The sequence below is a fragment of the Daejeonella lutea genome, from assembly GCF_900168015.1.
Taxonomy (GTDB): Bacteria; Bacteroidota; Bacteroidia; order Sphingobacteriales; family Sphingobacteriaceae; genus Daejeonella; species Daejeonella lutea.
Genome location: NZ_FUYR01000003.1, coordinates 181148 through 206536, shown reverse-complemented (window position 1 = coordinate 206536; position 25389 = coordinate 181148). Strand labels below are relative to the sequence as shown.

Here is a 25389-nt window from a genome sequence, read left to right as displayed (position 1 = left end):
GAAGAAAGCCAAGTTACTAATATTATTAGTATATATTTACAGTCAAGTATTGTGCACACAATGGACAAACAGATCATTCACATCGATCAGGATGCTTTTTTTGTTTCTGTAGAGCTTCTTAAAGATCCAAGCCTGGTAGGCAAACCTGTTATCGTGGGCGGAAGTTCTGGGCGGGGTGTTGTTACTTCCTGCAGTTACGAAGCGCGGAAATATGGTGTTCATTCTGCCATGCCATCAAGGCTCGCTGCACGCTTATGCCCTCATGCAATATTTGTACGCGGTAATATGGAAGATTACAGCAAATACTCTCACATGGTTACGGATATTTTACGTGAGAGAGTTCCTGTCCTGGAAAAGGCTTCAATTGATGAACACTACATTGACATGACGGGGATGGACCGCTTTCATAATACGATGCGATTTGCGCAGGAGCTACGACAGACAGTCACAAAAGAAACTGGCCTTCCCCTTTCCTTTGGTCTCTCCTGCAACAAGACGCTGGCTAAAATGGCCACAAATGAATCTAAACCCAATGGGGAACTGGAGGTGAAAAGAGCTGATGTACCGGCCTTTCTTCAGCCCTTATCCATAAAAAAGATTCCTGGATTGGGGAAGTCAGCATTTAGCAAACTCACTGAACGCGGCGTGTTTACTATTGGTCAGCTGGCACAGATCTCAAGGGATGAGCTAAACGATTTCTTCGGTGTAGTAGGGACTGAGCTTTGGAAAAAAGCAAATGGTGTTTATGATTCCCCGGTCAGTTCTTACCGTGAACGGAAATCAATAGGCACTCAAAGCACGTTTCATACCGACACGATCGACACTGAACGCATTAAGCAGCTGCTGACGTCAATGGTAACGGAACTTACCTATCAGCTGCGTTCGCAGAAGAAACTCACATCCTGCATCACGGTTACTATCCGATATTCAAATTTCGAAACCCATACACAGCAAATAAAGATTCCATATACCTCACTCGATTCCCTTTTAATTACCAGAGCAAAAGAACTTTTTGACAAAGCTTATGATCATAAAACTTTACTTAGATTGGTTGGGGTACGCCTTTCAGATCTAGTGAGCGGACATGAGCAGATTGGCCTTTACAGTGCATCAGAAGAACGATACAACTTATATCAGGCCATGGACAAAATCCGTAATCGTTTTGGCGAAAAGTCGGTAAAGCTAGCTTCAACAATTGGTCTACGCTTTTGAAGGCTGGGAAGGCAACAAGTATTAACTTCCGAAAGGGATCGATTTAAATTAATGTTGACGGGTCTTTAATGGATTAAGCTGCTGGTCAAATGGCTTGGAAATGTCTCTTATGTATTCAACCATCTGCCATTTTTGCTCTTCAGAAAGACGGTCCTTAAACGAAGGCATTCCCCCTCGCCCTTCCCGAATCTTCCAAAATATAGCCCCATTAGTCTGACTGCTTACTTTTTTATCCTGGAATTTGGGGGGCTTAACTTTCAGATCCTTTGTTGCAGATCCGTCGGCATTGCCCTGGTGGCCGTGGCATGAGGCACAGTAAATGGTGTAGACTTCCTGGCCCTGCGGTAAAGTCAATGGCTCGATAAGATACGGGCTAACAAGAGTATCAGCATAAGCAGGAGCTATCCACGGCTCCTGCACCTTAATATCCTTTATAGAAAAAGATAAAGTACATAAGCCGGCTGCCAAAACTATCAACAGTTTCTGATTATACATCCAGGGCCACTCTAGAGGAACAGATCATAAGATAATAACGAAATAGGGTACAGAAGATTTTTCTGCACCCTTATTTTTCAGTTTGATAATACCTTAATAATATTTTAGACTACTAGAGAGCTGGAAGCCCGTTTGCCACCCGCGGGATTGGTGTAGTAAGCCCATTCAAGTCGTAGAAAACTCTTCCGCCTTTAATTGTAGCCTCGGCTTCAAACTTCTCTTTAGCGGGCACCTTCTGCCCCATCTGGTCATATACACCGAATTTCCCCTTACGAATCCGAAGAACGGTCACGTCGCCTTCTGAGCCAACCGATAAATTACCCAGTTCTTCATGGTGTATAACCTGAGCAGGCTTCCAGGTAACTGACTTTATAATTGCAGGAACACTCATTCCCAGGGCTCTCATTTTAGTCATAACATTTAGGATATCCTTCATCGCAGAGTTCATACTGCCCCCATGATGATCCGTGCTGATGACATCAGGCCAAAAACCCGCTTTACTCGCTGGTATAGCGTGTGCGAAAGAGAAGCTCGCAGCACCATGGCCAACGTCCCAGATCACACCCCTTTTCTGTGCTTCAAATACGAAAGGCCGCAGCTGTTTAGTAGCTTCATCTGTAATTGCTTCACGGCCTGAGCCGCCACCGCCATAGGTATGCGTATAAATATCACCTGGGCGGAATTTCTTCATTGTTAACTCCTCCAGCGACAATCCTCCACCCCCAAAGTCGACAATCACAGGCAGGTTACCTGCCATCTTTCCTGCCTCAATGGCCCGGTCAATTGGCACCCAGTCTGGCTTGTTATAGTGTGCCACTTTGAAACCAACGATAAGGTTGCGGTATTTTGTAGCCATCTCTGCAGATTTACGTGCATCCATGTCTTCATTACTTTGCTCAAAAGCACCTCCAGGCATACCCTCGCCCACGATATTCAAGAAAGACAAGACCCGCGTTCTTGATCTGTCGATGGTCTGATCTTTAAATTTTTCAAAGGTTTTCCATCCGGCGCTACCAGCATCAACCACGGTGGTAACACCAACACGAAATGTAAAGCCATCAGGCATGTTTGCATAGTAGCTATTTCTCAAATACCGGTCGGGTTCAACTCCAGCAAAATTATGTGTATGCATATCTATTATTCCTGGAATAACAAGGAGGCCCTTAGCATCCAGAACCCTTGCAGCAGATTTAGCATCGATGTTTTTTGACACGGCTGCAATTTTGCCTTCCTTGTTGATTGCCACATCCATAACCCCATCAATATTATTTTTAGGATCCATCACGTGACCACCTTTTATAATTATGGCGTAAGCAGGCTGGGCGTCCTGCGCAATCGAATGGATGCTTAACAAACAGAAAGCAAGGATTAGTAAGTTCTTTATCTTCATGATTTAAAGGCTGTTAAATAACATTTGAGCATTAAATTCTTAAGTCTAAATGTTATTAAAAAATTTGAAAAAACTAGAGCTTTAGACTGTAATTTTTTCACTGGTATAAGTTGACCAGGAAAGTTAAGAAACCCATCCAGACTGGCGTCGGGACAGGTTCCTGTGGTGATTCATGATCAAGCAGAGAATTAATATCCCTGATTCTGGACCAGCTTGGGATTTGTATTGATCTCCTGCTGCGGTATCGGAAAATATTTGTGCTTTGGATCAGTGTACCCTAATGATCCCAGGGTAGCAGCTGCAAGTCCCCACCGGCGAAGATCATTCAGGCGATGATACTCGAAGGCCAGTTCTACTCTCCTTTCGTGCACTATTGCATTAAAAATCTCTTGTTTCGTTCCAACCGGATATCCAGGTGCAGGAAGTGGTGGCATGGCAACGGTAGGCCGGGCCCTGACTTTATTAATTGCATTGATTGCATCTGCCGGATGATTATTTTCATTAGCCGCTTCAGCATACATTAACAGCACATCAGCAAGTCTTATTAAAGGAAAATTAATCCCCAGATTCCCATTATTCGTTCTGATCACGGGAAACATTCCCTTTCTGCGGGCGTAGCCGGTTGGGGTCCATGCTTTCAGGAACCGTGGAGATACCGCATCATAGGGATCCTGATCACGAAAAATAGAGTGGAATAATCTCGGGTCTTTTCCGTTGATAGCTGTTGGACCTGAATAGTTTTCAAACGCGTCTACAAGGCTTTGAGACGGCAACAAATTAGCGAAGCCGCCCTGTCCCTGAGGATAATCATTGGTGATGCGTGCCGTACCCTGACCAGGCAGATCTGCAAATTGAACCTCCAGGATTGATTCTGAATTATTATCCTTAATCAACAGATCAGCGAAATTAGGCACAAGTGAATACCCCCCAGTGTTAATCACTGTATTCAAAGTTGACTCGGCAAGTGGGTAATTTTTCTGATAGAGATAAACCTTACCCAATAACGCCTGAGCTGCCCCTTTAGAAGCGCGTCCAATATCTGCCGCAGCATAAGCAGACTGTGCTGGCAATAGGGTTTCAGCCTGTTTGAGATCATCTACAATAAACGTATAAACCTCCGTTTGTGGGCTTCTTGCTAATGCCGCTTTTGATGGATCAGCAGGATCAGCTTCCTTTACCAGGGGCACATCTCCAAAGTTAGTGACTAATTGAAAGTAATAATAAGCCCGCAAGAACCTGGCTTCTCCCAGTATCCTGTTTTTCTGCGCATCAGGCATACTGATCTTGGGCACTTGCCCGAGAACAACATTTGCACGGAACACTCCTTCATACGCATTTTGCCATACGTCATCGATTATTGCATCATTGGCGTCAAAGCTCCACGAGTCGAGGTTTAAGCCTTGTGTATTAAAAATAACTATATCCTCTAGCGGAGCTTCGGTAATCTTTGCAAGATTACCGGTCGATTGAAGAGGCTTGTAGGCTGCTGCGATTGAAGCTTCTGCGTCCGTAGCATTTCGGAAATATGAGTTCCCGGTAAGCGAACTAGGTGGTTCAACATCCAGAAAATCTTTGTTGCATCCGGCAAGAGCCAGGACTGATAATAATACGATGAATGATTTTATAGTGGTTTTCATGTAATTTCTCCTTTCTTATAATTAAAAATCAACCTGAATACCCGCCTCAAATGTTCTTGGAAGTGGGTACATCGCGAAGTCGATACCCTTGGTTAATGAACTGCGGGACCCTTCGGTCAATTTTCCAATCTCCGGATTAAATCCTTTGTACTTGGTGAAAGTGTGCAGGTTTTGACCTGACACATAAACACGTACTCGTTGCGCACTTAGCTTTTTCGCTAAGGAAGAAGAAAAATTATAACCTAACTGAACGTTCTGAAGCCGGAGGAATGACCCATCTTCTATGAACCTGGAAGATGGCCGGGTATTTTGGCCTGGATTACCCGTAACGGCCCTGGGAATAGTAGAACTCGGATTTGTCGGAGTCCAACGCTGGAGCATTTCTGTGGTCGCATTATTATCGCCTTCTCCTTCATTCAAATCTGCCCAAACTAAATTATATAGATCCTGTCCCTGCTTCCCATGAAGGAAAATTACCATGTCCAGATTCTTGTATTTGAGATTTGTGTTTAAGCCATATGCAAAATCCGGCGACGGGCTTCCAATCACTTGCTGATCCAGGGCATTAATTACTTTATTCCCGTCGAGATCCTTGAATTTTACATCACCGGGTCCAGATCCAGGCTGAGAAGCATGTGCGGCAACATCAGCAGCATCTTTGAAGATCCCTTCCATCACATAACCATAAAATGCCCCAATCTCACCGCCTTCCTGGGTAACAGTTATGGCAGACTGCTTACCGCTATTGAGTTGAGCAAAAATTGGCAGACCGGAATTCAGAGATGTTATCTTATTCTCATTTGTCGAAATATTGCCTGAGAAACTATAACTGAAATCCCCGAGAGCCTTATTCTGGTAGTTCGCACTAAACTCAAAGCCTTTATTCTGCAATGAACCCGCATTTACAAACGGACCATTTGTCCTTCTGATCCCCGAAGTTGTTGGAATAGGAAGTTGTACAAGGATGTCATCAGTATTTTTGATATAGTAGTCCATTACAAATGACAGTCGGTTATCCAGGAATCCCAGATCAAGGCCGACATTTGTTTGCGTCGTAACCTCCCATCTTAGATTTGAGTTACCGCTGTTTAAATAAGTTGAGCCGGGTATCTGTGCCTGCCCCGTACCAAAAATATAATTCACTCCTGAAGCAATAGTTGCGTATTGAGCGAAATCACTCACATCCTGGCTGCCCACCTGTCCATAGCTGGCTCGTAAGGTCAGGTTGGAAAATGCGGGAGACTTTTGCATGAAAGATTCATTACTTGCTACCCAGCTTCCTGAAATCGAAGGAAATACCCCATACCGGTTATTACTTCCGAAGCGGGAAGAACCGTCGCGACGGACAACAGCCATGATGTTATATTTATTATCGAAACTGTAGTTTAATCGTCCAATCTGAGATTGGATCGCCCAACCTGTTTCGTTGCCACCGATACTTCTCTGTTCGAAACCCGCAGCAACGGTACGTAGATCGTTACTGGCGAAAGTCCTTACACCCACATTTGTACCTGTAGACCAGGCTTCCTGCTGGGTAAATCCTACCAGTGCAGTCAATGCATGAACTTCATTAAAAGTCTTCTTATAGGTCGTAATATTCTCAAGTAGATAAACATTTTCATCTCCACGCCCTTCTGAAAGAATTGCCAGTGCGTTGACCCGATCGCCCATGACATAAGTAGGCGTAAATGAAAAAGTGCGATCCAGGGAAAACTCACCTCCGGCACTTGTTCGATTCGAAAGGCCTGGTAAGATGTCGATGTTTGCATAGACATTACCCAGCACTTTATTCTGCTTACGGTAGTTTTCAAAAAGGGTAAAATCCCCGATCGTATTAGCACGGCCTACTGGGGAATACTCCAACCGCGGACCATCAAAGCCCCCGTCATCCGTCGGATGGTAAACAGGAACAGTTGGCGATTGCTGAAGTAGTTGTCGCATTGGTGAGGAAGCCTGGTTAAAGGTACCATCCCAGACTGCCCGGCTTAATCCGAGAGTTTCCCCGATCTTCAGAAATTTTCCAATTTTAAAATCAGAGTTAATATTGACAGAATAACGTGCAAATCCGCTTTGCGGCAGAGTTCCATCTTCATTCAGGTAACCAGACGAAAAGGAATAGGTTGCGTTGTCATTGCCGCCCGATACGCCAAACCAATAGTTTTGCAACACGGCCGAACTAAACCCTTCCTTTTGCCAATCTGTACTCCTGGCTAAGTTCTTCGAAAGATTGGGCTCAATAAAAGAAACTGGTATTGCGCGGCCACTGTTTACGTAAGCTTCAGTAGCATATGGGATATATTGAGCGGAGGTCATCATCGGTATTTTGTTCACCACATTGGAAACTCCCCTGGAAATCTTGACCTGCGTTCTGTTCTCTCCTGCGGCCCCGCGGTTTGTGGTTATCAATACTACTCCGTTTGCGGCTCTCGCACCATAGATTGCAGCTGCTGAAGCATCCTTCAGGATCTGAATTGACTCGATATTGTCCGGAGATATCGTAGCGATGGGGTTGAAATTCCTGCTAGTACCTTCACTAAGCACGGGCACACCATCGATTACAAACAAAGGATTACCGTTTCCAAATGTGGCAACACCCCGAATGTTCATATCGAGGGCACCACCAGGCTGACCGCTTGTGGGGGTGATATTTACCCCTGCAGCACGTCCCTGAAGTGCCTCTTGTACACCACCCGATGTAATGGTGGCAATATCCTTCCCACCAACAGTAGAAATAGCTCCGGTAATTTCACTTCTTTTCTGTGAGCCATATCCTATAACTACGACCTCATCCAAGGATTTTGAGTCAGCTTCTAAACGCACATCCACTGTACTCTGATTCGTGATGGATATTTCTTTGGTCAAAAATCCGATATAAGTAAATACGATTGTGCTGTTGTCCGGAACATTCAGCGTATATCTGCCATCAGCATCCGTAGAGGTCCCTATCGCAGTACCTTTGATTTTTACACTCACCCCAGGCAGCGTTTCCCCTTTTGAGTCGGTAACCTGACCGCGGATAACTATGTCTTTATCTTCTTTACCCTGCGGTGATATGACCACAAGGCCATTCTCCATCACACGATACTTGAGATCAGTATCTTTGAGGATCATTCCCAGTACATCCATAACCGGGGTATCCTTTACGGAGAGGCTTACGTATTTCCCTTCCGGCAAATTCTCTTCGCTGTACAATAACCGGATATTGGCTTTTTGTTCAAGAATGGCAAAAGCTTTTTTGAACTTTACGTCATGCAGATCAATATCCACTCTCACATTCTGTGAATATCCGTTTGCTGACACTTTCAAGACAAGCAGAAAAGTAAGTATGATTGTCCAGTTTAACATTAATAAGAGCTTTTTTTGCGAGATTTCAGGAAATAGAACTTTGTAGCATAGTTCTTTTTTTTTCATAATTTTGTGAATTACAAGGTTAATAATCTGATATGTAGTGCGAACTACGATTGGATTTTTAGGGCAGGGAATGTTGGCGCATTTCCTGCTTTTTTGCTTAGTAAATCTTTATTTCATTAGCAGTGAGTTTATAGTTAAAGGGTTTAATCAATTTCATTGCTTCAAGAGCTTCAACAACATTCTCGTCTATAAAAATTCCGGTAAAACGAAATGACTTGATTTTCGTATCGTTCAACTCGATCTTTACATTGTACCATCTCTCAAGTTTTGGCAGTAGGTCTTCGAAAGATTCATTCTGAAACACAAGTTTGTTTTCTGCCCAGGAGGTTTCACTGATATACTCAGTACTTCCAAGTTTAACGGGGGAGATATGTTCAATCATCAGAACAGAATTATTATTGGTCGCAGCAGCCTTACTGCTTTTTTCTACCAGCGCAAATTTCTCTAAAGGCTTGAGAAGAAACTTTTGATCGGAACGATTATTAATGGTCAACTCAATTGACCCTTGGAGAAGTGTTGTTTCCGATTTCCGCTCTCCGGGATACTCCTTAACATTAAATGAAGTGCCCAAAACCCTTACAGCAACTTTGCTTGTGGTAGCTATGAAAGGATGATTTCCATCATGCGCAACATTAAAGAATGCTTCGCCGGTAAGTTTTACTTCACGCTGATCATTCTTAAGCATATCCGGATCATAGGATATTTTACTATCGCTATTAAGCCTAACCAGGGTGCCATCAGGTAACTTGATCTCCTTTCGCACGCCCTTCCCGGCTATGATCTCTATCCTTTGTTTTGGAACACGCTGGTCGTATTTATTTAGAATAAATGCTGCCGCTGAAAAAAAAAGAAATGCAAATGCTATCGCAAAAACTGCTGGTCTGTTAAATAGTTCCTTTAGATTACTGTATGATTTGAACTTTAAGTCATCCTTAAATTTAAACTTATGCTTCTTGAATGCTCCGGCTAAATCCTCAATGTCATCCTTCTTTCCAATTTCCCATACTTGCTCCAGCAAGGCTTCATAATACACAGAATCCGGATATTTTGTCAAGAGATATGACAATTCCCCCAACTCCTCGGCACTGGCTTCACCCGCAATCTTTCTGGTTAATAATTCTACGATTCTATTTTCGTCCATTAAAAATAAGGCATTTGATAAAAGGACATGAGATTTAGAGGAACTCCCTAGTCAATCTGAAAATTTAATGCAGCTGTAAATTATTTAGAAGTTATTCGGCTCCCGAACTACCAGCTCATTTAATCTGAAATTCTTCCTTAAATATTTTTGCGAGCTTCTGGGTAGCTGCTACAAGGTGTGCATCGACTGTTTTGACAGAAATTGATAAAACCTCTCCAATTTCTTTATAACTCAAATCATTTTCCTTGGCGAGTTTAAATACTAGCTGACATTTGGGAGGCAAGGACTGAATAGCATTTTCAAGTCGCTTTTTAAGCTCGTTGTCTATGATGATCTGTTCAGGGGTAGAATTATCAAAGCAAAAACTGACATCTATTTCATCCAATGAAGCCGTATTGTATCGGGACCTTTTTTGAAGGATATTCAGAGATAAGTTCTTAGCAATTACCAGTGCGTATACGTGAATATTATTGATATCCGAAAGCGTTTTGCGCTTGCGCCATAATGTCACCAGTACATCTTCTGCAACTTCCTCCGCTTCTTCATTGGAGTGAAGCATACAAAATGCAAATTTTCTGAGCGGCGAATATAAAATATTAAAAAGTTCCTGATAAGCAGCCTCCGAACTTGCTTCGGCAAGCCTTTTAACAATACCAGGAAGCTCCTTAAACTGTTTTTTCACCTTATTGAAGTATGCTATGCTAATTTAAAAAAATTAAATAAATATATTATTATACTCATCAAGGTAGGTAGAATTGAAAAAAGTTGATTCTCACTAATGATTAATCACCAGTTAAAGCCGACCAAATAACGTCGAATACCTGAGTCGGGGCAATTTGGTCCGGCAAGGACCGGGCATTTGATATCAACACAGGCTTATAATGACTTTCAATGTTAGTACGTCCATGTGATCCTTTGATCAGGGTAGCATCAAGAGGAATCACATCCATTACATAACGAAATCCTGTCTTCTTTTTTAACAACTTGTATCCTGCCCGCAGTTTGGAGCTCATGAACATCTCCACCGGGTCATAGCCAGGCTTTTTATGAATATCGACACATCTTGCATAATCGGGAGCCCTAGAGTCATCCAGCCAGAAATAATATGTAAACCAGCTGTCTTTGTCCGCCACTAAAACCAGGTCGCCCGAACGCTCATGGTTAAGGTGATGGGATTTTTGACCCTCCTTATCAAGAACTAGCTCAATCCCCGGCACGGTGTCGAGCAATGACCTTACTTTTTCCGAAACAGACTTATCATTTATGTACACATGAGCGATTTGGTGATCAGCTACTGCAAATGCTTTGGAAGCGCCCGCGTCTAAGAGCTCAAGCCCCCTCTCAACTCGTATATTCAGAAGATCATTTTCTCTCAAGAACCGGTTAATATGAATCGGTTTGCTTACCGGTGAAATCCCATATTCTGACAATATCAATATTTCGGCTCCCCGCTCTTCATAATATAAGACCAGCTTCTTAATTACTTCGTCGATCTCGTTCAACTCTTTAGAAATTTTTAAGAGATCCGGCCCGAATTTCTGAAGGCAATAGTCAAGGTGCGGTAGGTATATAAGTGTGAGCGTTGGGTCATATAACTCATCAGTAAGTACTGAAGCGTCAGCTATCCACTCCGTCGACTTAATGTTAGCACCGGGTCCCCAGAATTGAAACAAGGGGAACTGGCCCAACTTTTCCTGGAGGATATCCCGCAACTCGGAAGGTTGTGAATAACAGTCTGGCATTTTACGGCCATCGGCCAGATAATTAGGCCGTGGTGTAACGGCATAATCTGCTGATGAATACATATTATACCACCAGAACATTTTTGCGCAAGTGAATGATGAATCTTCTTTCTTTGCCTTCTCCCAAATCTTTTCAGCACCTACAAGTTTATTAGACTGCTTCCAGAATTTGATCTCACAATCAATGTGGTCATACCAACCATTGCCTACAATCCCAGTTGCATCCGGATATCTCCCGGTTACATATGTAGACTGCGCAGTGGTTGTTAGCGCAGGCAATACCGGCTCGATATTAACCATAGATTTACCGTGCATGTATTTTTTCAGGAAGGGGGTCTGTTCTCCAATTATTGAAGAAGAAAGACCTACAACGTCAATAACAACTGTTTTTTTCATCTTATTCTAAAACGTCTTTCACCCAATTTAGTTCCCTGACAATACACTGGTGAATTGGGACTTTTAAGTATGCAGGCAAAACCTCCCATGTGTAAGTCTCCACTTCAAGATGTTCTGTAAAAGATTTCGCATTTTGAATTCTTAATACTTCTATGATATCAGACTGTGTAGATTTAAGAATACCCAGGTCTTCCAAGAAAACCGGAACATGAAAGTGTGCCCGCCATTCATTCACTTCCGGATTTTCAATATCATCCAACGCCTGTGGCAAATCACGATAGCGGATAAGCTCCTCATATTTCGTACTTGCAACTACCTGATGTAAATATGTTGGTTCATTGAATTTTTCGAATGCCTCTGAAATTGCCTTCCGGGAAGATACATCTACCGGCAAATCCGATTTTAAGGCAGCACTTATCTGGATTTTTCCAATTCGCATATCTTTCGACGCAAGTTCATTAAGTATCTCCTGATGGGGTTCATATCCAATTGCGAAATGGCAAACATCATAGCAGAGGCAAATATGTTCTCTAACTGCTTCATCTATCGCATCCGCGGACATACTAAGTTTACCTCCCAGGGTATTTTTTGCCTCCGGGAGAAGCACATTCTGGTACCAGTCAATGAATTCCCTCCCGGTTTCCAATAAACCATCTGGCTCTGGCTCAATATCCAGATGCATTACCGTACCATGAGTTGTCTTAAATTGAATTAATTTCTCCAGGACGCAAATTATGTTACTTGTGGCTGTGCTCGTAGCGCGTGACAATTTCTCAGACGACTGATGCCAATATCTATAGCTCAAAGGTGATGTGGATATCCCTCCATCGATACCTTCAGGCAGCAGCTCAGCCAGGATATCAAACATGCGGAGTGTATAATCAACCCTTTCTTTGGTAGTCCAGTCTGGGGCATGCACCTGATCCTTTACCACTGCGTGATGAAAGTCGCCATAAGGAAATCCATTCATCGTGAAAACATAGGCATTGCTTTCTATAAGCCATGACTTAAACTCGGCCAGTCTATCCGAATTTTGAAGCTCAACGCTGGCAGTATTTGAAAGCCTAAGACCGATCCCCATCCGCTGATGCGGTGACACCAGCTGCTTAATTAACGGAAAATTAGCCCGGAGGGATTCAAAATGGTTTCCCCATGATTCGCCAGCATGAATATTGGTACAATAAGTTAGATGACCAGCTCTCAGTTTCATTAATACGATTTAAGTTTTTTCCCGGCTTGTTTTAGCAACTCGTAATCTATTTCATGAACCTCTGCTCCAACACCGATACGATCAAGAAGCATGATGGTTAGTCTACCTCCAAGGTGTTCGCGAAATTCTTCAAGCCCGCGCAATATTGCACTGTCATCTGCATCGACCTCCATTAAAGGATGTGTTATTTCAAAACCGAGGACCTTCAACAAGCTAATGATACGATCGGTTTCGCCACCTGACAAACGCCCGCACATGTTTGAATACGCGGTATCTAATGCCATGCCCATCGCTACAGCTTCGCCATGTAAAACTTCGAAATTCGAAAGTTGTTCTAACTTATGTGCACTCCAGTGACCAAAATCCAGGGGCCTTGATGATCCGGTTTCGAAAGGGTCACGACCCGCGATATGCTGCATATGTAGCTCAGCGCATCGGTGAACCAAGTAGTTCATCGTTTTAAGGTCACGGGAAACAAGGGCAGCAGCATTTTCTTCGAGCCATGTAAAAAAGACTGGATCCTTAATCAAAGCTACTTTGATCGCTTCAGAAATACCCGAACGCCAATCGCGATAACTCAATGTTTTAAGATATTGGTCATCATTAAAAACTGCTATTGGCGGAGCAAAAGTTCCCAGGAAATTCTTTTTCTCGAAGTAGTTTATTCCGTTTTTCACCCCAACACCTGAATCATTCTGGGAAAGCACCGTTGTCGGGATACGAATATGCTTGATACCTCTGTGAGATACTGCTGCTGCATATCCGACCAGGTCGAGTACGGATCCACCGCCAATTGCCGCGATGTAGGACTGACGATCAATCTTATACGTGTTAACTGCCTCAAGAATCTCGTCAAAATATCGGGTTTCATTTTTTACAATTTCACCACCTGGGATGACAATAAAATCGTTGACAAGCTGAACGGTCTGGTGACGGTCGAAATAATTTTTTATTTGGGATATAAGATCATTATTTGCAGTAATAACGCCCTGATCTATAACAAAAAGAATTTTCCGGGGAATCTCAGGTGAACCAGTATTATTAAGAAAGGCATTGAATATGTTATTGGAAACCTCAAATAAGTGTGAAGTGAAATAAACTTTGTATTCGAATTTTATTGTAAATGACTGCTGTAGGTGTTCCATATCAAGAGCGGACCAGAGCCGTTATTTACGGATGAGCCTGTAATTTAAATGATAAATAATTATATGCTAAGTAACGGCAAAACGCTTTGACAGCCAAATGGAAATTGGCAAAAGACAAGCAATAGCCACCGCTGCAACGTACGACCCAAAAGCTGCCGCCCAGGCTGCATCCATTAATATCAGGGAGATTACTCCAGCTTTAACTGCCTTTCCAATGTTCTTGGCAATTGGATCTTCGATCGCATTGAACAACGGAGTTAATATCATGTAAGCAAAAGGCAGAAGAAAAACAAGCGTTAGAAGCATATTATCCTGGATGCGTGAAGCCGTCAGGATAAAACAGATCACAATAATATACAAGAACCCTCCGATATAAAGCTTTCTAACATTTCCTCCATGAACCTCGCCCTGACTGATCATTGTGATAGAAAAGATATAGATAAGCGGAATCAATCCCAGGATCTGCCATTGATTAAAACTGTATGATAGAATACTTAACCCAAGCCATAGATTCAATCCCCGGCAAAGACCCATATTCAAAGGTCCCAATAGCGAAGAATGCTTGGTAAACTTATTGTAAAGCAATGCCGCAACAGCAATCGCAAAAGCGATAATACCTGAGAACAACCTGAATTCCACGGCGGAAAAAACGCCGATGACAAGAAGTGATGAACCAATGAGCCAAGCTTCTCTGATGGTTATAGCACCACTTGGAATTGCACGCTCAGGACGTTCGATTTTATCGAGGTCGGCGTCAAAAATATCATTAAAAACTATTCCTCCAGCATACAAGCAGGCTGTTGAGAAACATAAGAGAAAAACTGAAATGTAATTTATGTTCCCATTCAAAAAATATCCGGAAATTGCGATCCCTGCAAGTACATCTGCAATAGAGGTTACGACGTTAGCCGGGCGCATTAAGCGCAGGTAGGTATGAATTTTGCCCACCTAACTAATGATAATAGAGGATTTATTAGTACGTGGCTGCTGTCCACCGCGAAGCACTGTATTTCCCTCGAATTTCTGACTTTGATCTACGGATGCAGAATTAACGAAATCCTTCTCATCTATCTGCCCGCTTTGTGCAAACGCCTTTATCGCGTTGGAGTAGGTGATCAACTTTATTGCCTCATCACCAATCCCTTTTATCTTCATTAAAGCTGCTGTCTTTGGTACCGCCAATGGGTCACTTATCCCCCAATCAGCCGCAGAGTTGATCATGATCCTTTCAGGTCCATACTGTTTCGCGACCTCAACCATGCGCTCATTACCCATTTTGGTAAATGGATAAATTGTAAATGCCGCCCAAAACCCTTTGTCAAGCACTTCTTTAACAGTTTCCTCATTGTTATGATCAACAATAACTTTATAAGGATCCAGTCCATGCTCGATGGCTATGTCCATGCTGCGCTGCGTTCCTTTTTTCTTATCCCTGTGTGGTGTATGGATCTGAACAGGTAAACCAGATTCTTTAGCAAGTTCCAGTTGTGCCCGGTAGTATTTCTCCTCAGCTGCAGTCTGATCATCGAAACCAATTTCTCCAATCCCTACAACACCCTCTTTATAAATAAAAAGGGGAAGCAATTCCATTACCTCTTCTGCCAGCTTCTCGTTATTTGCTTCGCGTGAGTTAAGTCCTATAGTGCAATAGTGTTTAATCCCAAATTGAGAGGAGCGGAATCGTTCCCAACCAATCAAACTACTGTAATAGTCCCTGAAACTATCTATCCCCGTTCGCGGCTGGCCGAGCCAGAAAGCTGGTTCAATCAAAGCCACTATACCAGAATCTGCCATAGCCTGGTAATCGTCTGTAGTTCGTGATGTCATGTGAACATGAGGATCAAAAAATTTCATCCCCTGAACAGCTTCCAGATCAAGCTTTTCAGCAGGAACTGTAGCTGGTTTTCGATCTTCAAATGAGTGAGTGCAGCACATACTCGTATTTTCTAATGGCGAATTAACTTAATAATAACTGTTTTTTGCCTGCTCAGGTATCGGGAGGCAAGTTGCGAGATCTCGTTCACAGCGTGTCCCAGGTTAATTTCTTATTCTCGATATCTGATACTAAGTCGGCGTAATTTTTCAAAAGCCCTTTTGCCTCAGGCGAATTTGATTTAAAAATTGTGAGCGCAGCAGCTTTCCTTTCTCTGAGGTCACCATCCGACAAAACTTTTCCGAGATCATCTTTAATCTGTTGATCTATAAATCCAGATGTCGCTCTCCATAAAAGAGGATTCACACTCCGGCCAGCTGCCCAGCGTTCATGAGCATAATCTGAAAGAATGCGGGCAAGCTCTGCATTAGCCCGTTCATCAAAGCCGTTTATACGTTTAATATCTTTTTCTGTAAAAAAGGCTTTCATCACCAATTGGTTCCAGGCGCTTTCATCAAGATACTTTGCAGGATACGGATTTGCGTACATTATCGCTTCCAACACATTGGCCATATTACTCCTAATTCCTTCAGCACATCGAAATTTCCAATGTTCTGGGTAAGCCAATAAGGGCAGGGCGGAGTACAGAGCTACGAGCTCCCCCATTTCAGCAGCGAGAAAAAGATCCTCAACGGTTTTCAAATACCTTTCCTTGTCTGATGGGTCGATATGCATTAATAAACATACGCGCCCAAGTCTGTCTGCTGTCCAATTCACCAGCCCAAATCCTGGCTTCAAATCTTCCAAGCTTTCTGCGTCAGATGGACTGACACGCACGGCATCTTTGCCAGTCATTCTCGGCATCCTTGAAAATATCGAATTGATACTGGAAATTTCGCTTAAACTAATTTTCTCATGAAGCCAATCCCAGGCGTCGGAGGAAATATTTGAACGGGCAATTTCCACCATGACACCACGTAATCTTTCTGCATCGTAATCAAACATGTTATTGAATTATCCCTGGTTACAGCTTTAACTTGCGAAAATTAGCAAAAACAAATTACAATTTGAATGGAAGATGCTCAATCAGATTCGATAACGAAACTTGAATGACTAGGTCTCTCGGGAAAAGAGCTTACCGCAGATTAAGAGATTCCAATAGTGGCCATTATAAGCATACTCAAGGCCGTTTTAATTTGAAATTGTCAAAAATGATTTATTAATCCTACAAACCCGGTACTGTAAAAAAATTGATAGCAAGTGCTGCTGCAACGATAAGCAGGCCGAAGAATTCCCTGGTTTTCTCAATGTAAGGTTTGGTTGCCTGCATGCTTTCGGTGATACTCGGCTGCTTGTATTTAATTACCCAGTCTCTAACACCATCCTTTGCAAAAAACAACATCAAAGCATAGGCTAAATAAAACGTGATAAGGACAATATAAACCGCCGGGTAATACAGTCCATAAGCTGCGAGACCACAACATAAGGCTGCGGCAACATAAATGGGAACCCAAAGCCAGGAATCTCCGTCATTGAGATTAAACCACGCAAAAAGAAGAAATGATAGGCAGAAAAGGATATTAAGTATGATCAGAAACATTTAATTAGACCTTTAATAAACCGAAGATAGAATGTTCTCCCGGATAAATTTGCAATGATTAACTAGCAAAGCATATATTTCGGTTAATTAGATTAAGGACTGAAAATTTAGGCTGTAAAGAATCTTTATACCTTCCACATGGTTCCTTGCCCTTCTCAGGGTTTAAATATCTTCGTAATAATCTGGCTGATCATCATCTGACGTTTTTCCAGTGTTTCCGAATGCTGTTGCTCCAACGCATGACGCCCATATTCAGAATCCAGACCTGCATACGTTTCACGCAGTATTTCTTTAAATGCATCAAATGACTGATCGGCTATTTCTATTGCTACAAATCCGTCTAGATTTTTCGCAGAACCAAATTGTCTATAAGTATTCTCAGAATTGAAGTCGTCAGCACTAAATGATGCTCTTTTAATTATTATCTCCATTCAACATGGTATGTTAGCTATACAGCCTTGCTTTCAGTCTTTTACTCCACTACCAATTTTGAAATTCCTTAAGGTTATTATGGTAATGGCATAGGTAGATGCAGGGTCATAATAATCTGTTAGGCTACCAAATATTGCAAATCATAAACCATTAACAATACTGGAAAACCACCATTTTATTGCCATCCTATAGCCTTAACAACTATTTAACAAAATTTAACAAAAAAAAATTAAGCTAGATTACAATTCGTACGAAAAGTTTCCTACCTTAGTTATATGGAAGAGAAAGAAGAAAAAGTCAAAAAACCTGAACCCACAAAATCTGAGCTCGAGATCCTCCAGGTTTTATGGGAGTTTGGCCCGTCAACAGTCAGGCTTGTTAATGATAAACTCAACGAGCAGCGGGAGGTTAATTATACCTCGACACTAAAATTAATGCAAATCATGGCCGAAAAGAACTTGCTTCTTCGAGATGAAAGCAGCATGAAACATATCTACCGACCGGCAGAGGAAGAGTATAAAACAAAGAGTCACTTACTAGATCGTTTTGTTAACACTCTTTACAATGGTTCTCCATCGAAATTGGTGATGCAGCTAGTTGGAAGCAAAAAAACTTCCCGGGAAGAGCTTGATGAACTTAGAAAAATATTAAAAGACCTGGACAATAATAAATAACAAATGAACTTAATAGTTGATTTTATGGATTCAGAAGCTCTTACAAGGGCCGTGTATCTCACCCTTCTACATTCACTATGGCAAGGGGCAGCTATAGCCGCATTTACCGGATTGATCTTACTCGGATCAGGAAAATTATCGCCTTCAGTACGTTATAATTTTCTTGCCGGCGGCATGGTCCTGTTTGTACTATGCTCACTATTGACATTTTTTAAGTTTGCTGATACTCCTGCGGAGATATCATTCGAAAAAGGAAGTCTTCTTATTGAAGGACCTCAAATTCAAACAATTGCACAAGCGGATTTACTAGATCAGGTTTTTTCAACGCTAAACCTTTACTCAAATAGCATTGTACTGGCATGGTTCATAATTATATGCTTCAATGGAGTCCAATTGTCGCTGGGTATCTACCGTGTCTCAAATCTTAAGAACAAGGAAATTTTTAATCCGGGAGATAAATGGACATCGCTTGTCCAAATCTGGTCAAAAAGAATGGGCATTAAATCAATAGTAACTTTTGCCGAATCGGGTTTAACAGCCATACCTCTGACTGTGGGCTATTTTAAGCCCATGATATTGGTTCCTGTGGGTATGCTTGCTGCAATTCCTGCAGAGCAGGTAGAGGCAATTATCCTCCATGAACTGGCGCACATTAAGCGGCAGGATTATTTTATCAACATCTTCCAAAGCCTGGTTGAAGTGGTTTTCTTCTTTAACCCGGCGATATGGTGGCTCTCCAAACGTATTCGAATTGAACGTGAAAACTGCTGTGATGACCTCGCTATTGCAAGCAGCAGCGGAAAAATAGAATACGTTCGCGCTCTGATATCATTTGAAGAATACCGTAATCACCACAATCAATTATCAATCGCCTTCACCGGTTCTGAAAACAGTTTGGTAAAGCGAGCCAAAAGAATCATTTATAACCAAAACGACACCTTAAATCCAATGGAAAAATTTATTTTAACATCTGGCCTGGTATTTTCCGGCCTGCTGAGTCTTGCTTTTACAGATGGAGCAAAAGAACACATCAGCAAAACATTTAACCCTGTGGTTTCAACATTTGAAAAGGCATTCCCAGCCGTTAAATCCTTTACATTAATCCCTGACACCATTCCAGCTGCAAAAATTCATGAAATTACCATAAATGGTGGATCAACTACATTCAATGCCGATCACAATGGAAAGTCGTATAAAATCGTAATACAGGATGATGAGGTTACCGAACTCTACGTCAATAACAGGAAGGTTGCGAAAGAAAATCTTGCTGATTATACCAATACTATAATAGAAATTGTCCAGTTCAACGAGGCTGTTAACGCGACTGAAAACAGTCATAATAAATCAGTTCCCAGAGGAAATTTCACAACATTCGAAGCTTTTGAAAATCCACGGAAAGAACTTCATTTTAAAGGAGAGCCATTAAAATTGCTTGGCAAATTAGTGCTAAACAAGGATTTTGCCATAGAGAAATTTACCGCTCTTTCTGATATTTCTAATCTGGAACCATTGTCTGCATTTGCAGATACTTTGCCGCCTACTGCTCCCGCCGCGCCGGCAGCACCAGCGGCACCATCTGTACCTCCTACACCGTCAGTATCGCCATTAACTGCTCCAGTCCCCTACACACCACAATCTCCTTCAGCGCCTAATCTGGAGCCTCGTGCTGGAATAAAAGCAATCAAAGCAAGACCTGCAAAGTCTCCAAAAATCAATGTAGTTCCAGAACTGGAAATTCGAGCAACGCCGGATGTGAAGCCTGGTATTAATACTACCCCAAAAATTGAAACTGATATCGAAATAAAACCTACACCAGCATATAAGCCTGCAAAAATCACAGGAAAAGGGTTAAATTCTCCGGATCCAATCAGGCCGATCAGGAGAAATTATTCCTCGCAGCAGCTGAATACAAACCAGGCAGTAAACCCAAATGATCTTACACACCAGATTACAAAAGAGCTGATCACTGAGGGTTTGGTAAAAGATCCAAAGAAGTTTTCCTACAGAATTAACAACAATGAACTTATTGTCGACGGAATTAAGCAGAGTTCTGAAATACGCGATCAAATCTTATCAAAAATGCTTAAAAGAAAAGATCACACTATAGATTTCACGTATAGAAAAAACTAATTTTTCTTTTTAGGAACTTTTGCGCCTTCTTTTCGCGCTTCCGATAAACCGATTGCTATTGCTTGTTTTCTCGAGGTCACCTTTTTTCCGCTTCCGGTTTTAATGGTACCCTCGTTTTTTTCATGCAAGGCTTCCTCAACTTTTTCAGAGGCCTTTTCTGAATACTTTGTCATAACAACTGTTTTTTTTGTAACAACTAACAGAGTGATGAGCCTGATTTCGAATTTTTAAACAACGATATAACGCGAAAAAAAAGCCATACCTGGTGGCATGGCTTTCCATCACTATAAAGGTTAAGCGTTATTCTACTTCCTGAGATGCAGCTTCATTAACAAAGCCTTCAGCAATTACGGTGAGACCGACATCGGTAGTTTTTTCTTCTTCCAGAGTAGTCTCCAGCAATTCAGCCGCATCAGTCAAACCAAGCGTATTTGCAAGAACACGCAATGTTCCATAAGTCGCTATTTCGTAGTGCTCTACTTTTTGAGACGCAGAAATAATTCCTGCATCACGCGTCATTGTTCCATCTTCAGTATCTTCCAAAACGCCCTGACCTTCTTCGATCAATCCAGCCATAGCATCGCATTTCTTTGCCTGAGGTTTAATACCAAGAATTCCAAAAACTTCTTCGAGTCTCGTAATATGAACTTCGGTCTCACCAATATGCTTTTCAATCGCAGCAGTTAACTCCGATGATGTTGCACCTTTTGCCATCTTTGGAAGGGCTTTTACTAAATGCTTTTCAGCCCAATAAATATCCTTAATTTCATCTGTAAAGAGTTTCAGCAATGCTGACTTATCTTTTTCTCTGTCTTCTTTAGACATTGTTTTGCTCTGCTGTTTCATAATATCTTTGTTTAGTATTTGTAAAGGTCTAACAACCTGTTTTTTGAAAGGTTTAGTCGTTTTAAAAAACCAGTATAAATACAAAGGCCAACGTATAAATTCATCTCATATTAACTTGAGCAAGTTTCGGGTTTTCCACCGGCTCCTGTCAGCATAGATTTGTATCATATAAAGAATTCCCAAATGACTATAACTCAAGAGATAAATTATGCCAGAATTGCAAATGCGATTGACTACATAAGAAAAAATTTCAGGAAGCAGCCTTCACTTGAGGAGCTTGCTGAACAAATAAATTTAAGCCCCTTCCATTTCCAGCGACTTTTTACAGATTGGGCCGGAGTGAGCCCAAAAAAATTCCTGCAATACGTCAGTGTTGAATATGCCAAGGGAATTTTGAAAGATAAACAGGTAACGCTTTTTGATGCCGCCTATGAATCGGGCCTGTCAGGCACTGGCAGACTTCATGATTTATTCGTTCAAATAGAGGGAATGACTCCAGGGGAATATAAAAATGGCGGTGCAGAACTTTCAATTAATTATAGCTACGCCGCAAGCCCTTTCGGCAACATCCTAGTCGCTTCAACACCAAAAGGAATTTGCCATATGGCCTTTACTGACGATGAATTCGACTCGTTAAAGCAGTTAAAACTCCTCTTTCCACATGCACAATTCTCCCATTTTCTTGACCAGCGCCAGCAAGAGGCACTTTACATTTTCAGTCATGACTGGACAAAACTTGACCACATAAAACTACATCTCAAAGGAACATCATTTCAGCTTAAAGTTTGGGAAACACTTCTAAAGATTCCTATGGGTGACTTGACAAGCTATGGAACCATTGCCACCCGGATTGATCGCCCGAATGCATCCCGTGCAGTCGGTACAGCTATTGGCAGTAATCCAGTTGCTTTCCTTATCCCTTGTCACCGGGTTATACAGTCCGGCGGCGCACTAGGCGGCTATATGTGGGGGCTCACCCGCAAGAGCGCAATTATCGGATGGGAAGCCTCAAAAGTGAATAAGACTTAATTAACATCGCATGTAGATGTCCCCAAAAAAGACAGTTCCAATAGATCTGTTCAGATATGCGGAATGAAATTACTAAAACTAGTTTGCTTGATGCTTGTTATATAAATAAAATATGGAGGCACCATGAGCGACACCAACAAAAATCCTGGAAAGGACCAAAAACAACCTTCGCAGACAGAACAGCAAAATGACAAGCTCGATATTGGCAATGATATGAGCCTCGGGCATGCAAGCGGCGCAGGCGTTTCTGATTTTGACCCTGACCGAGATTCCCCGGAAACTGAGGAAAAAGAATACCGGGAAGACAGCGGTAACGGTGATGATGAACGTTCAGGTGATAACGGAATTAATCCATCGCCTGATGAAGTAAACCCTCAATCAAAAGCTGCCAGCAATGAGCATAAGATTGAAAATGCCGATGAAGATAAGCTGAATCCATACCCCGATGAACTTAAGCCTGACAGCGACGACGAGCACTTTAATTCAACCTGGATGATGTCCGGAAGGAATAAACAAATCTAATTCAGATTTATGGAGTTGAAGGAACCCGTCCGGAAAGTCTTGAACAAGATTTATGAGCCAGATTCAATGATTGAAAAGCCTTTCAAAAAGTACCATATGGCCTTCAAAACAGATGAACTGGGTCGACCCATTTTATTATTTTTGGGCAAAAAGGAACTTGACGGCCGGATCAAAGGTGAAAGGTTTTCAAGGCGCTTTAAAACAGATAACGCAGGTGTAATCATCAAAGACCATTGGGAACATAAAGGTAAAGCGACTTAGCATAGCCATTACCACCTTCCAGCAAAGTCTGAATTTTCGTTAAACGAAAATTCAAATTCTCCAATCAGAAATTTTTCACGCCAGTATTTAAAGAAGGTCAGGAATAATATCACCATTCCTCATACCTGGTTAACTTTAGTTATGGGACAGATTTGTAAAACTTCCAGGTAATATCCGAACTCTGTTCGGGAAATATACCGAAGCTGGCCCGGAACTGTCCCGAAAGTTATAAAAGGAAAGTACCCATTAATTCCGGGGATTCTCAGAAACCTCATTTATTTATCAAAAAATTAGCCGCTATTTTAAACGGTATTTAATCAAAAGAAAGGCACACCGATTTTAACTAACTAATAGTAAAGCAACGGTCGTAGAATAAGCTTGCCCACAGGGATTATATTAGAAGCCGAGGTTCTTCAAAAATCCTTCCCTGTAATTGCTTCCAATCGGTATTTCAATTTTTCCTATGTATACCCTGTTTCCTTCGATATGCGTAATTTTCGACTTATTCACGATAAAAGAGCGATGGGTTCTTAAAAAATCAGCTGGCGGCAGCATGACTTCAACATTTGTTAGTGTCATGGCAGGAAGTAAAATTGCTTCAGAAGTAACAAGGCGGGTATTATTCCCGCTTGCCTCTGCATATAGCAGGTCTACAAATTGTATTTTATAAATTTTACCGCTCGTACGGATGAAAATAAAATCTTCCTCTTTTCTTCCAAGGGGTTGGTTAATCGGAACCCTTTCGTGGAGTCTGTCAATTGCCTTGTCGATTGCAACTATAAATCTTTCGAGAGAAAAAGGTTTCAGCAGGTAATCACATACTGAAAGGTCAAAGGCGTCTGATGCGTATTCCTTGTAGGCTGTCGTAAAAATTACCTGAGGTTGATTCTTGAGGGTTTTAAGAAATGCAATACCGTCCAGCACAGGCATATTGATGTCAAGGAATAAGATATCGATATCGTTCTCCTGCAAAATAATTTTGGCTTCAAGGGCGTTAGCGCACGATCCAAAAACTTTTAGTTGGGGAAGGTACGCACAATACGTTTGCACAATCTCTCTCGCTATCGGCTCGTCATCAACAATAAGGCACGTATATTTCCTCATTTACAATACTTTGAGCTGCAGCGAAACATTATAAAAATCATCTATCATATCGGTTTTCAGAAAATATCTGTTCGGATAAAGCAAATCCAGTCTTTTTCTGACATTAGCAAGTCCAAAGCCACTGTATTTATCAATTCCTTTCTCCTGGTTCTCCTGATAAGAATTTTTAATGGAGAACTGAATTGAGTTTTCTGACGTTTCTAACCTGATATCAATGCAGACGTTTTGATCCGTTGAATTTTTTGCATGCTTAAAAGCATTTTCGACGAAAATAATTAATATCATAGGAGCTATATGAATATCATTATCCTTTCGAACAAACTCGGTAGTTATTGCAAGCCGGTCGCCGATGCGGATTTTCTCAAATTCAATGTAGTTGTTGAGGTAGTTCAGTTCGTCAGTTAACTTCACGAAAAGTTCTTTTGCATCATAAACTGAGTACCGAAGCAAATCCGAAAGCTTCAAAAGAAGAGGCGGAATTTTCTCATGCCGCGTAAGTGATATCCCGTAGAGGTTGTTAAGTGTATTAAACAGAAAATGTGGACTTATTTGAGACTGTAGAAGCTGTAATTCAGATTGACTCTGCATTGCTTTCTTCCTGGCATCGTCAAGTGCATTTTCATTCATACGCACCAGTTTAATCAGGAAACCTACGGATAAGGATAGCAAGATAAATGGAATCCAGTACATCAGAAGATTGATGCCCGGCATACTATGTAGCGGGTTAAAATTTGGATAAATCAAAAGAAAAAGACCCGTCCATGCTATAAGGGCTCCGAGCACCGTATATTGATGCCGAAGCGGGAATGGAATTACACTTGCCCACTTGATAGCAAGGTATCTGCCAATAAATATGATTCCAAAAAAACTTATTGTGGCGGCAGTTGCCAAAGCTTCGGTCTCCCGGATCCGAAACGCATTCATATATCTTTCCGCAACCCAGAAAAAAGGGACGCTGGCAGTAGCCGAAATAATAAGATGAAGCTTAGATGGTTTCAATTTCCAGATTTTTCAACAAATATGAGGGTGTCGTCTTGTAAAGCTAATTATATATTACGAACAGCTCAAAATCACTTGCAAAAACCCTTTTTAGAGTGTTGAATAGTTTCATCCCTTAAATAACCTTTTTTATCAGTGAT

The 25389-nt window shown here is 41.8% G+C and carries 24 protein-coding genes; 6 read left to right on the top strand and 18 right to left on the bottom strand.

Translation table 11 applies throughout. The annotated features are described in order from the left end of the window. The first annotated feature begins 60 nt into the window (after positions 1-60). Complete coding sequence (gene dinB / locus B5X60_RS14510) at positions 61-1212, top strand: DNA polymerase IV (protein WP_079703443.1); 1152 nt, start codon at positions 61-63, stop codon at positions 1210-1212. A 48-nt stretch (positions 1213-1260) separates the two neighbouring features. On the opposite strand, the gene B5X60_RS14505 is transcribed toward dinB, so the two are convergent. From B5X60_RS14505 to B5X60_RS14440, 14 genes are all read right to left on the bottom strand, one after another. Then, positions 1261-1707 (bottom strand): c-type cytochrome, encoded by a 447-nt coding sequence (locus B5X60_RS14505; RefSeq protein WP_079703442.1) that lies wholly within the window; start codon positions 1705-1707, stop codon positions 1261-1263. 112 nt (positions 1708-1819) lie between these two features. Continuing rightward, the gene (locus tag B5X60_RS14500) at positions 1820-3097 is read right to left on the bottom strand and encodes an amidohydrolase/deacetylase family metallohydrolase (RefSeq protein ID WP_079703441.1); all 1278 of its coding nucleotides are present in this window, start codon (positions 3095-3097) and stop codon (positions 1820-1822) included. Positions 3098-3285: 188 nt separating this feature from the next. Continuing rightward, positions 3286-4734 carry a RagB/SusD family nutrient uptake outer membrane protein gene (locus B5X60_RS14495; RefSeq protein ID WP_079703440.1) on the bottom strand — a complete coding sequence of 483 codons (1449 nt, stop codon included), beginning with the start codon at positions 4732-4734 and terminating at the stop codon, positions 3286-3288. A 21-nt stretch (positions 4735-4755) separates the two neighbouring features. Next, on the bottom strand, positions 4756-8145 hold the full coding sequence (locus B5X60_RS14490) for a SusC/RagA family TonB-linked outer membrane protein (RefSeq protein WP_079703439.1): 3390 nt from the start codon (positions 8143-8145) through the stop codon (positions 4756-4758). A gap of 97 nt (positions 8146-8242) precedes the next feature. Then, positions 8243-9286: a FecR family protein gene (locus B5X60_RS14485; protein WP_079703438.1), complete on the bottom strand. Its 1044-nt coding sequence runs from the start codon at positions 9284-9286 to the stop codon at positions 8243-8245. 115 nt (positions 9287-9401) lie between these two features. Then, positions 9402-9968: an RNA polymerase sigma factor gene (locus B5X60_RS14480; protein ID WP_170878465.1), complete on the bottom strand. Its 567-nt coding sequence runs from the start codon at positions 9966-9968 to the stop codon at positions 9402-9404. Positions 9969-10068: 100 nt separating this feature from the next. Continuing rightward, complete coding sequence (locus B5X60_RS14475) at positions 10069-11424, bottom strand: alkaline phosphatase family protein (protein ID WP_079703436.1); 1356 nt, start codon at positions 11422-11424, stop codon at positions 10069-10071. A gap of 1 nt (position 11425) precedes the next feature. Next, positions 11426-12634, bottom strand: a complete 1209-nt coding sequence (gene eboE / locus B5X60_RS14470; protein ID WP_079703435.1) for a metabolite traffic protein EboE — start codon at positions 12632-12634, stop codon at positions 11426-11428. Further along, the gene (locus tag B5X60_RS14465) at positions 12634-13779 is read right to left on the bottom strand and encodes a 3-dehydroquinate synthase (RefSeq protein ID WP_079703434.1); all 1146 of its coding nucleotides are present in this window, start codon (positions 13777-13779) and stop codon (positions 12634-12636) included. The genes eboE and B5X60_RS14465 overlap by 1 nt, the downstream gene beginning before the upstream one ends. Positions 13780-13845: 66 nt before the next feature. Next, a complete protein-coding gene (gene eboC, locus B5X60_RS14460) occupies positions 13846-14727 on the bottom strand; it encodes a UbiA-like protein EboC (RefSeq protein WP_245803533.1) in 882 nt (293 codons plus the stop codon). Beyond that, positions 14728-15714, bottom strand: coding sequence for a TatD family hydrolase (locus B5X60_RS14455; RefSeq protein WP_079703433.1), 987 nt, complete (start codon positions 15712-15714; stop codon positions 14728-14730). A gap of 85 nt (positions 15715-15799) precedes the next feature. Further along, positions 15800-16657: an EboA domain-containing protein gene (locus B5X60_RS14450; protein ID WP_079703432.1), complete on the bottom strand. Its 858-nt coding sequence runs from the start codon at positions 16655-16657 to the stop codon at positions 15800-15802. A gap of 220 nt (positions 16658-16877) precedes the next feature. Continuing rightward, positions 16878-17252, bottom strand: coding sequence for a transmembrane 220 family protein (locus tag B5X60_RS14445; protein WP_079703431.1), 375 nt, complete (start codon positions 17250-17252; stop codon positions 16878-16880). A 155-nt stretch (positions 17253-17407) separates the two neighbouring features. Further along, positions 17408-17683 (bottom strand): hypothetical protein, encoded by a 276-nt coding sequence (locus B5X60_RS14440; protein ID WP_079703430.1) that lies wholly within the window; start codon positions 17681-17683, stop codon positions 17408-17410. A 276-nt stretch (positions 17684-17959) separates the two neighbouring features. Here B5X60_RS14440 and B5X60_RS14435 point away from each other — a divergent pair, with 276 nt between their 5' ends. After that, positions 17960-18358, top strand: a complete 399-nt coding sequence (locus B5X60_RS14435; RefSeq protein WP_079703429.1) for a BlaI/MecI/CopY family transcriptional regulator — start codon at positions 17960-17962, stop codon at positions 18356-18358. 3 nt (positions 18359-18361) lie between these two features. Next, positions 18362-20488 carry a M56 family metallopeptidase gene (locus B5X60_RS14430; protein WP_079703428.1) on the top strand — a complete coding sequence of 709 codons (2127 nt, stop codon included), beginning with the start codon at positions 18362-18364 and terminating at the stop codon, positions 20486-20488. Here B5X60_RS14430 and B5X60_RS18320 read toward each other — a convergent pair. Both B5X60_RS18320 and B5X60_RS14425 read right to left on the bottom strand, forming a co-directional pair. Further along, a complete protein-coding gene (locus tag B5X60_RS18320; protein WP_170878464.1) occupies positions 20485-20661 on the bottom strand; it encodes a DUF6496 domain-containing protein in 177 nt (58 codons plus the stop codon). The genes B5X60_RS14430 and B5X60_RS18320 overlap by 4 nt on opposite strands. A gap of 127 nt (positions 20662-20788) precedes the next feature. Beyond that, positions 20789-21334 carry a YciE/YciF ferroxidase family protein gene (locus B5X60_RS14425; protein ID WP_079703427.1) on the bottom strand — a complete coding sequence of 182 codons (546 nt, stop codon included), beginning with the start codon at positions 21332-21334 and terminating at the stop codon, positions 20789-20791. Positions 21335-21517: 183 nt separating this feature from the next. Here B5X60_RS14425 and B5X60_RS14420 point away from each other — a divergent pair, with 183 nt between their 5' ends. From B5X60_RS14420 to B5X60_RS14410, 3 genes are all read left to right on the top strand, one after another. Beyond that, positions 21518-22363, top strand: a complete 846-nt coding sequence (locus B5X60_RS14420; RefSeq protein ID WP_079703426.1) for a bifunctional helix-turn-helix domain-containing protein/methylated-DNA--[protein]-cysteine S-methyltransferase — start codon at positions 21518-21520, stop codon at positions 22361-22363. 123 nt (positions 22364-22486) lie between these two features. Next, positions 22487-22885, top strand: coding sequence for a hypothetical protein (locus B5X60_RS14415; protein WP_079703425.1), 399 nt, complete (start codon positions 22487-22489; stop codon positions 22883-22885). Between the two features lie 9 nt (positions 22886-22894). Continuing rightward, a complete protein-coding gene (locus B5X60_RS14410; RefSeq protein WP_079703424.1) occupies positions 22895-23146 on the top strand; it encodes a hypothetical protein in 252 nt (83 codons plus the stop codon). A 396-nt stretch (positions 23147-23542) separates the two neighbouring features. On the opposite strand, the gene B5X60_RS14405 is transcribed toward B5X60_RS14410, so the two are convergent. Both B5X60_RS14405 and B5X60_RS14400 read right to left on the bottom strand, forming a co-directional pair. Continuing rightward, positions 23543-24250: a LytR/AlgR family response regulator transcription factor gene (locus B5X60_RS14405; protein ID WP_079703423.1), complete on the bottom strand. Its 708-nt coding sequence runs from the start codon at positions 24248-24250 to the stop codon at positions 23543-23545. Next, positions 24251-25249, bottom strand: a complete 999-nt coding sequence (locus tag B5X60_RS14400) for a sensor histidine kinase (RefSeq protein ID WP_079703422.1) — start codon at positions 25247-25249, stop codon at positions 24251-24253. Positions 25250-25389: the final 140 nt, after the last annotated feature.

What these genes read in the sequence shown, in the direction of transcription:
- B5X60_RS14445 (WP_079703431.1), bottom strand. Translation starts at nt 17,252, where the DNA reads ATGTTTCTGATCATACTTAATATCCTTTTCTGCCTATCATTTCTTCTT.
- dinB (WP_079703443.1), top strand. Translation starts at nt 61, where the DNA reads ATGGACAAACAGATCATTCACATCGATCAGGATGCTTTTTTTGTTTCT.
- B5X60_RS14415 (WP_079703425.1), top strand. Translation starts at nt 22,487, where the DNA reads ATGAGCGACACCAACAAAAATCCTGGAAAGGACCAAAAACAACCTTCG.
- B5X60_RS14405 (WP_079703423.1), bottom strand. Translation starts at nt 24,250, where the DNA reads ATGAGGAAATATACGTGCCTTATTGTTGATGACGAGCCGATAGCGAGA.
- B5X60_RS14450 (WP_079703432.1), bottom strand. Translation starts at nt 16,657, where the DNA reads ATGTTTGATTACGATGCAGAAAGATTACGTGGTGTCATGGTGGAAATT.
- B5X60_RS14505 (WP_079703442.1), bottom strand. Translation starts at nt 1,707, where the DNA reads ATGTATAATCAGAAACTGTTGATAGTTTTGGCAGCCGGCTTATGTACT.
- B5X60_RS14440 (WP_079703430.1), bottom strand. Translation starts at nt 17,683, where the DNA reads ATGGAGATAATAATTAAAAGAGCATCATTTAGTGCTGACGACTTCAAT.
- B5X60_RS14490 (WP_079703439.1), bottom strand. Translation starts at nt 8,145, where the DNA reads ATGAAAAAAAAAGAACTATGCTACAAAGTTCTATTTCCTGAAATCTCG.
- B5X60_RS14425 (WP_079703427.1), bottom strand. Translation starts at nt 21,334, where the DNA reads ATGAAACAGCAGAGCAAAACAATGTCTAAAGAAGACAGAGAAAAAGAT.
- B5X60_RS14435 (WP_079703429.1), top strand. Translation starts at nt 17,960, where the DNA reads ATGGAAGAGAAAGAAGAAAAAGTCAAAAAACCTGAACCCACAAAATCT.
- eboE (WP_079703435.1), bottom strand. Translation starts at nt 12,634, where the DNA reads ATGAAACTGAGAGCTGGTCATCTAACTTATTGTACCAATATTCATGCT.
- B5X60_RS14500 (WP_079703441.1), bottom strand. Translation starts at nt 3,097, where the DNA reads ATGAAGATAAAGAACTTACTAATCCTTGCTTTCTGTTTGTTAAGCATC.
- B5X60_RS14430 (WP_079703428.1), top strand. Translation starts at nt 18,362, where the DNA reads ATGAACTTAATAGTTGATTTTATGGATTCAGAAGCTCTTACAAGGGCC.
- B5X60_RS14410 (WP_079703424.1), top strand. Translation starts at nt 22,895, where the DNA reads ATGGAGTTGAAGGAACCCGTCCGGAAAGTCTTGAACAAGATTTATGAG.
- B5X60_RS14420 (WP_079703426.1), top strand. Translation starts at nt 21,518, where the DNA reads ATGACTATAACTCAAGAGATAAATTATGCCAGAATTGCAAATGCGATT.
- B5X60_RS14455 (WP_079703433.1), bottom strand. Translation starts at nt 15,714, where the DNA reads ATGTGCTGCACTCACTCATTTGAAGATCGAAAACCAGCTACAGTTCCT.
- B5X60_RS14485 (WP_079703438.1), bottom strand. Translation starts at nt 9,286, where the DNA reads ATGGACGAAAATAGAATCGTAGAATTATTAACCAGAAAGATTGCGGGT.
- B5X60_RS14475 (WP_079703436.1), bottom strand. Translation starts at nt 11,424, where the DNA reads ATGAAAAAAACAGTTGTTATTGACGTTGTAGGTCTTTCTTCTTCAATA.
- B5X60_RS18320 (WP_170878464.1), bottom strand. Translation starts at nt 20,661, where the DNA reads ATGACAAAGTATTCAGAAAAGGCCTCTGAAAAAGTTGAGGAAGCCTTG.
- B5X60_RS14465 (WP_079703434.1), bottom strand. Translation starts at nt 13,779, where the DNA reads ATGGAACACCTACAGCAGTCATTTACAATAAAATTCGAATACAAAGTT.
- B5X60_RS14495 (WP_079703440.1), bottom strand. Translation starts at nt 4,734, where the DNA reads ATGAAAACCACTATAAAATCATTCATCGTATTATTATCAGTCCTGGCT.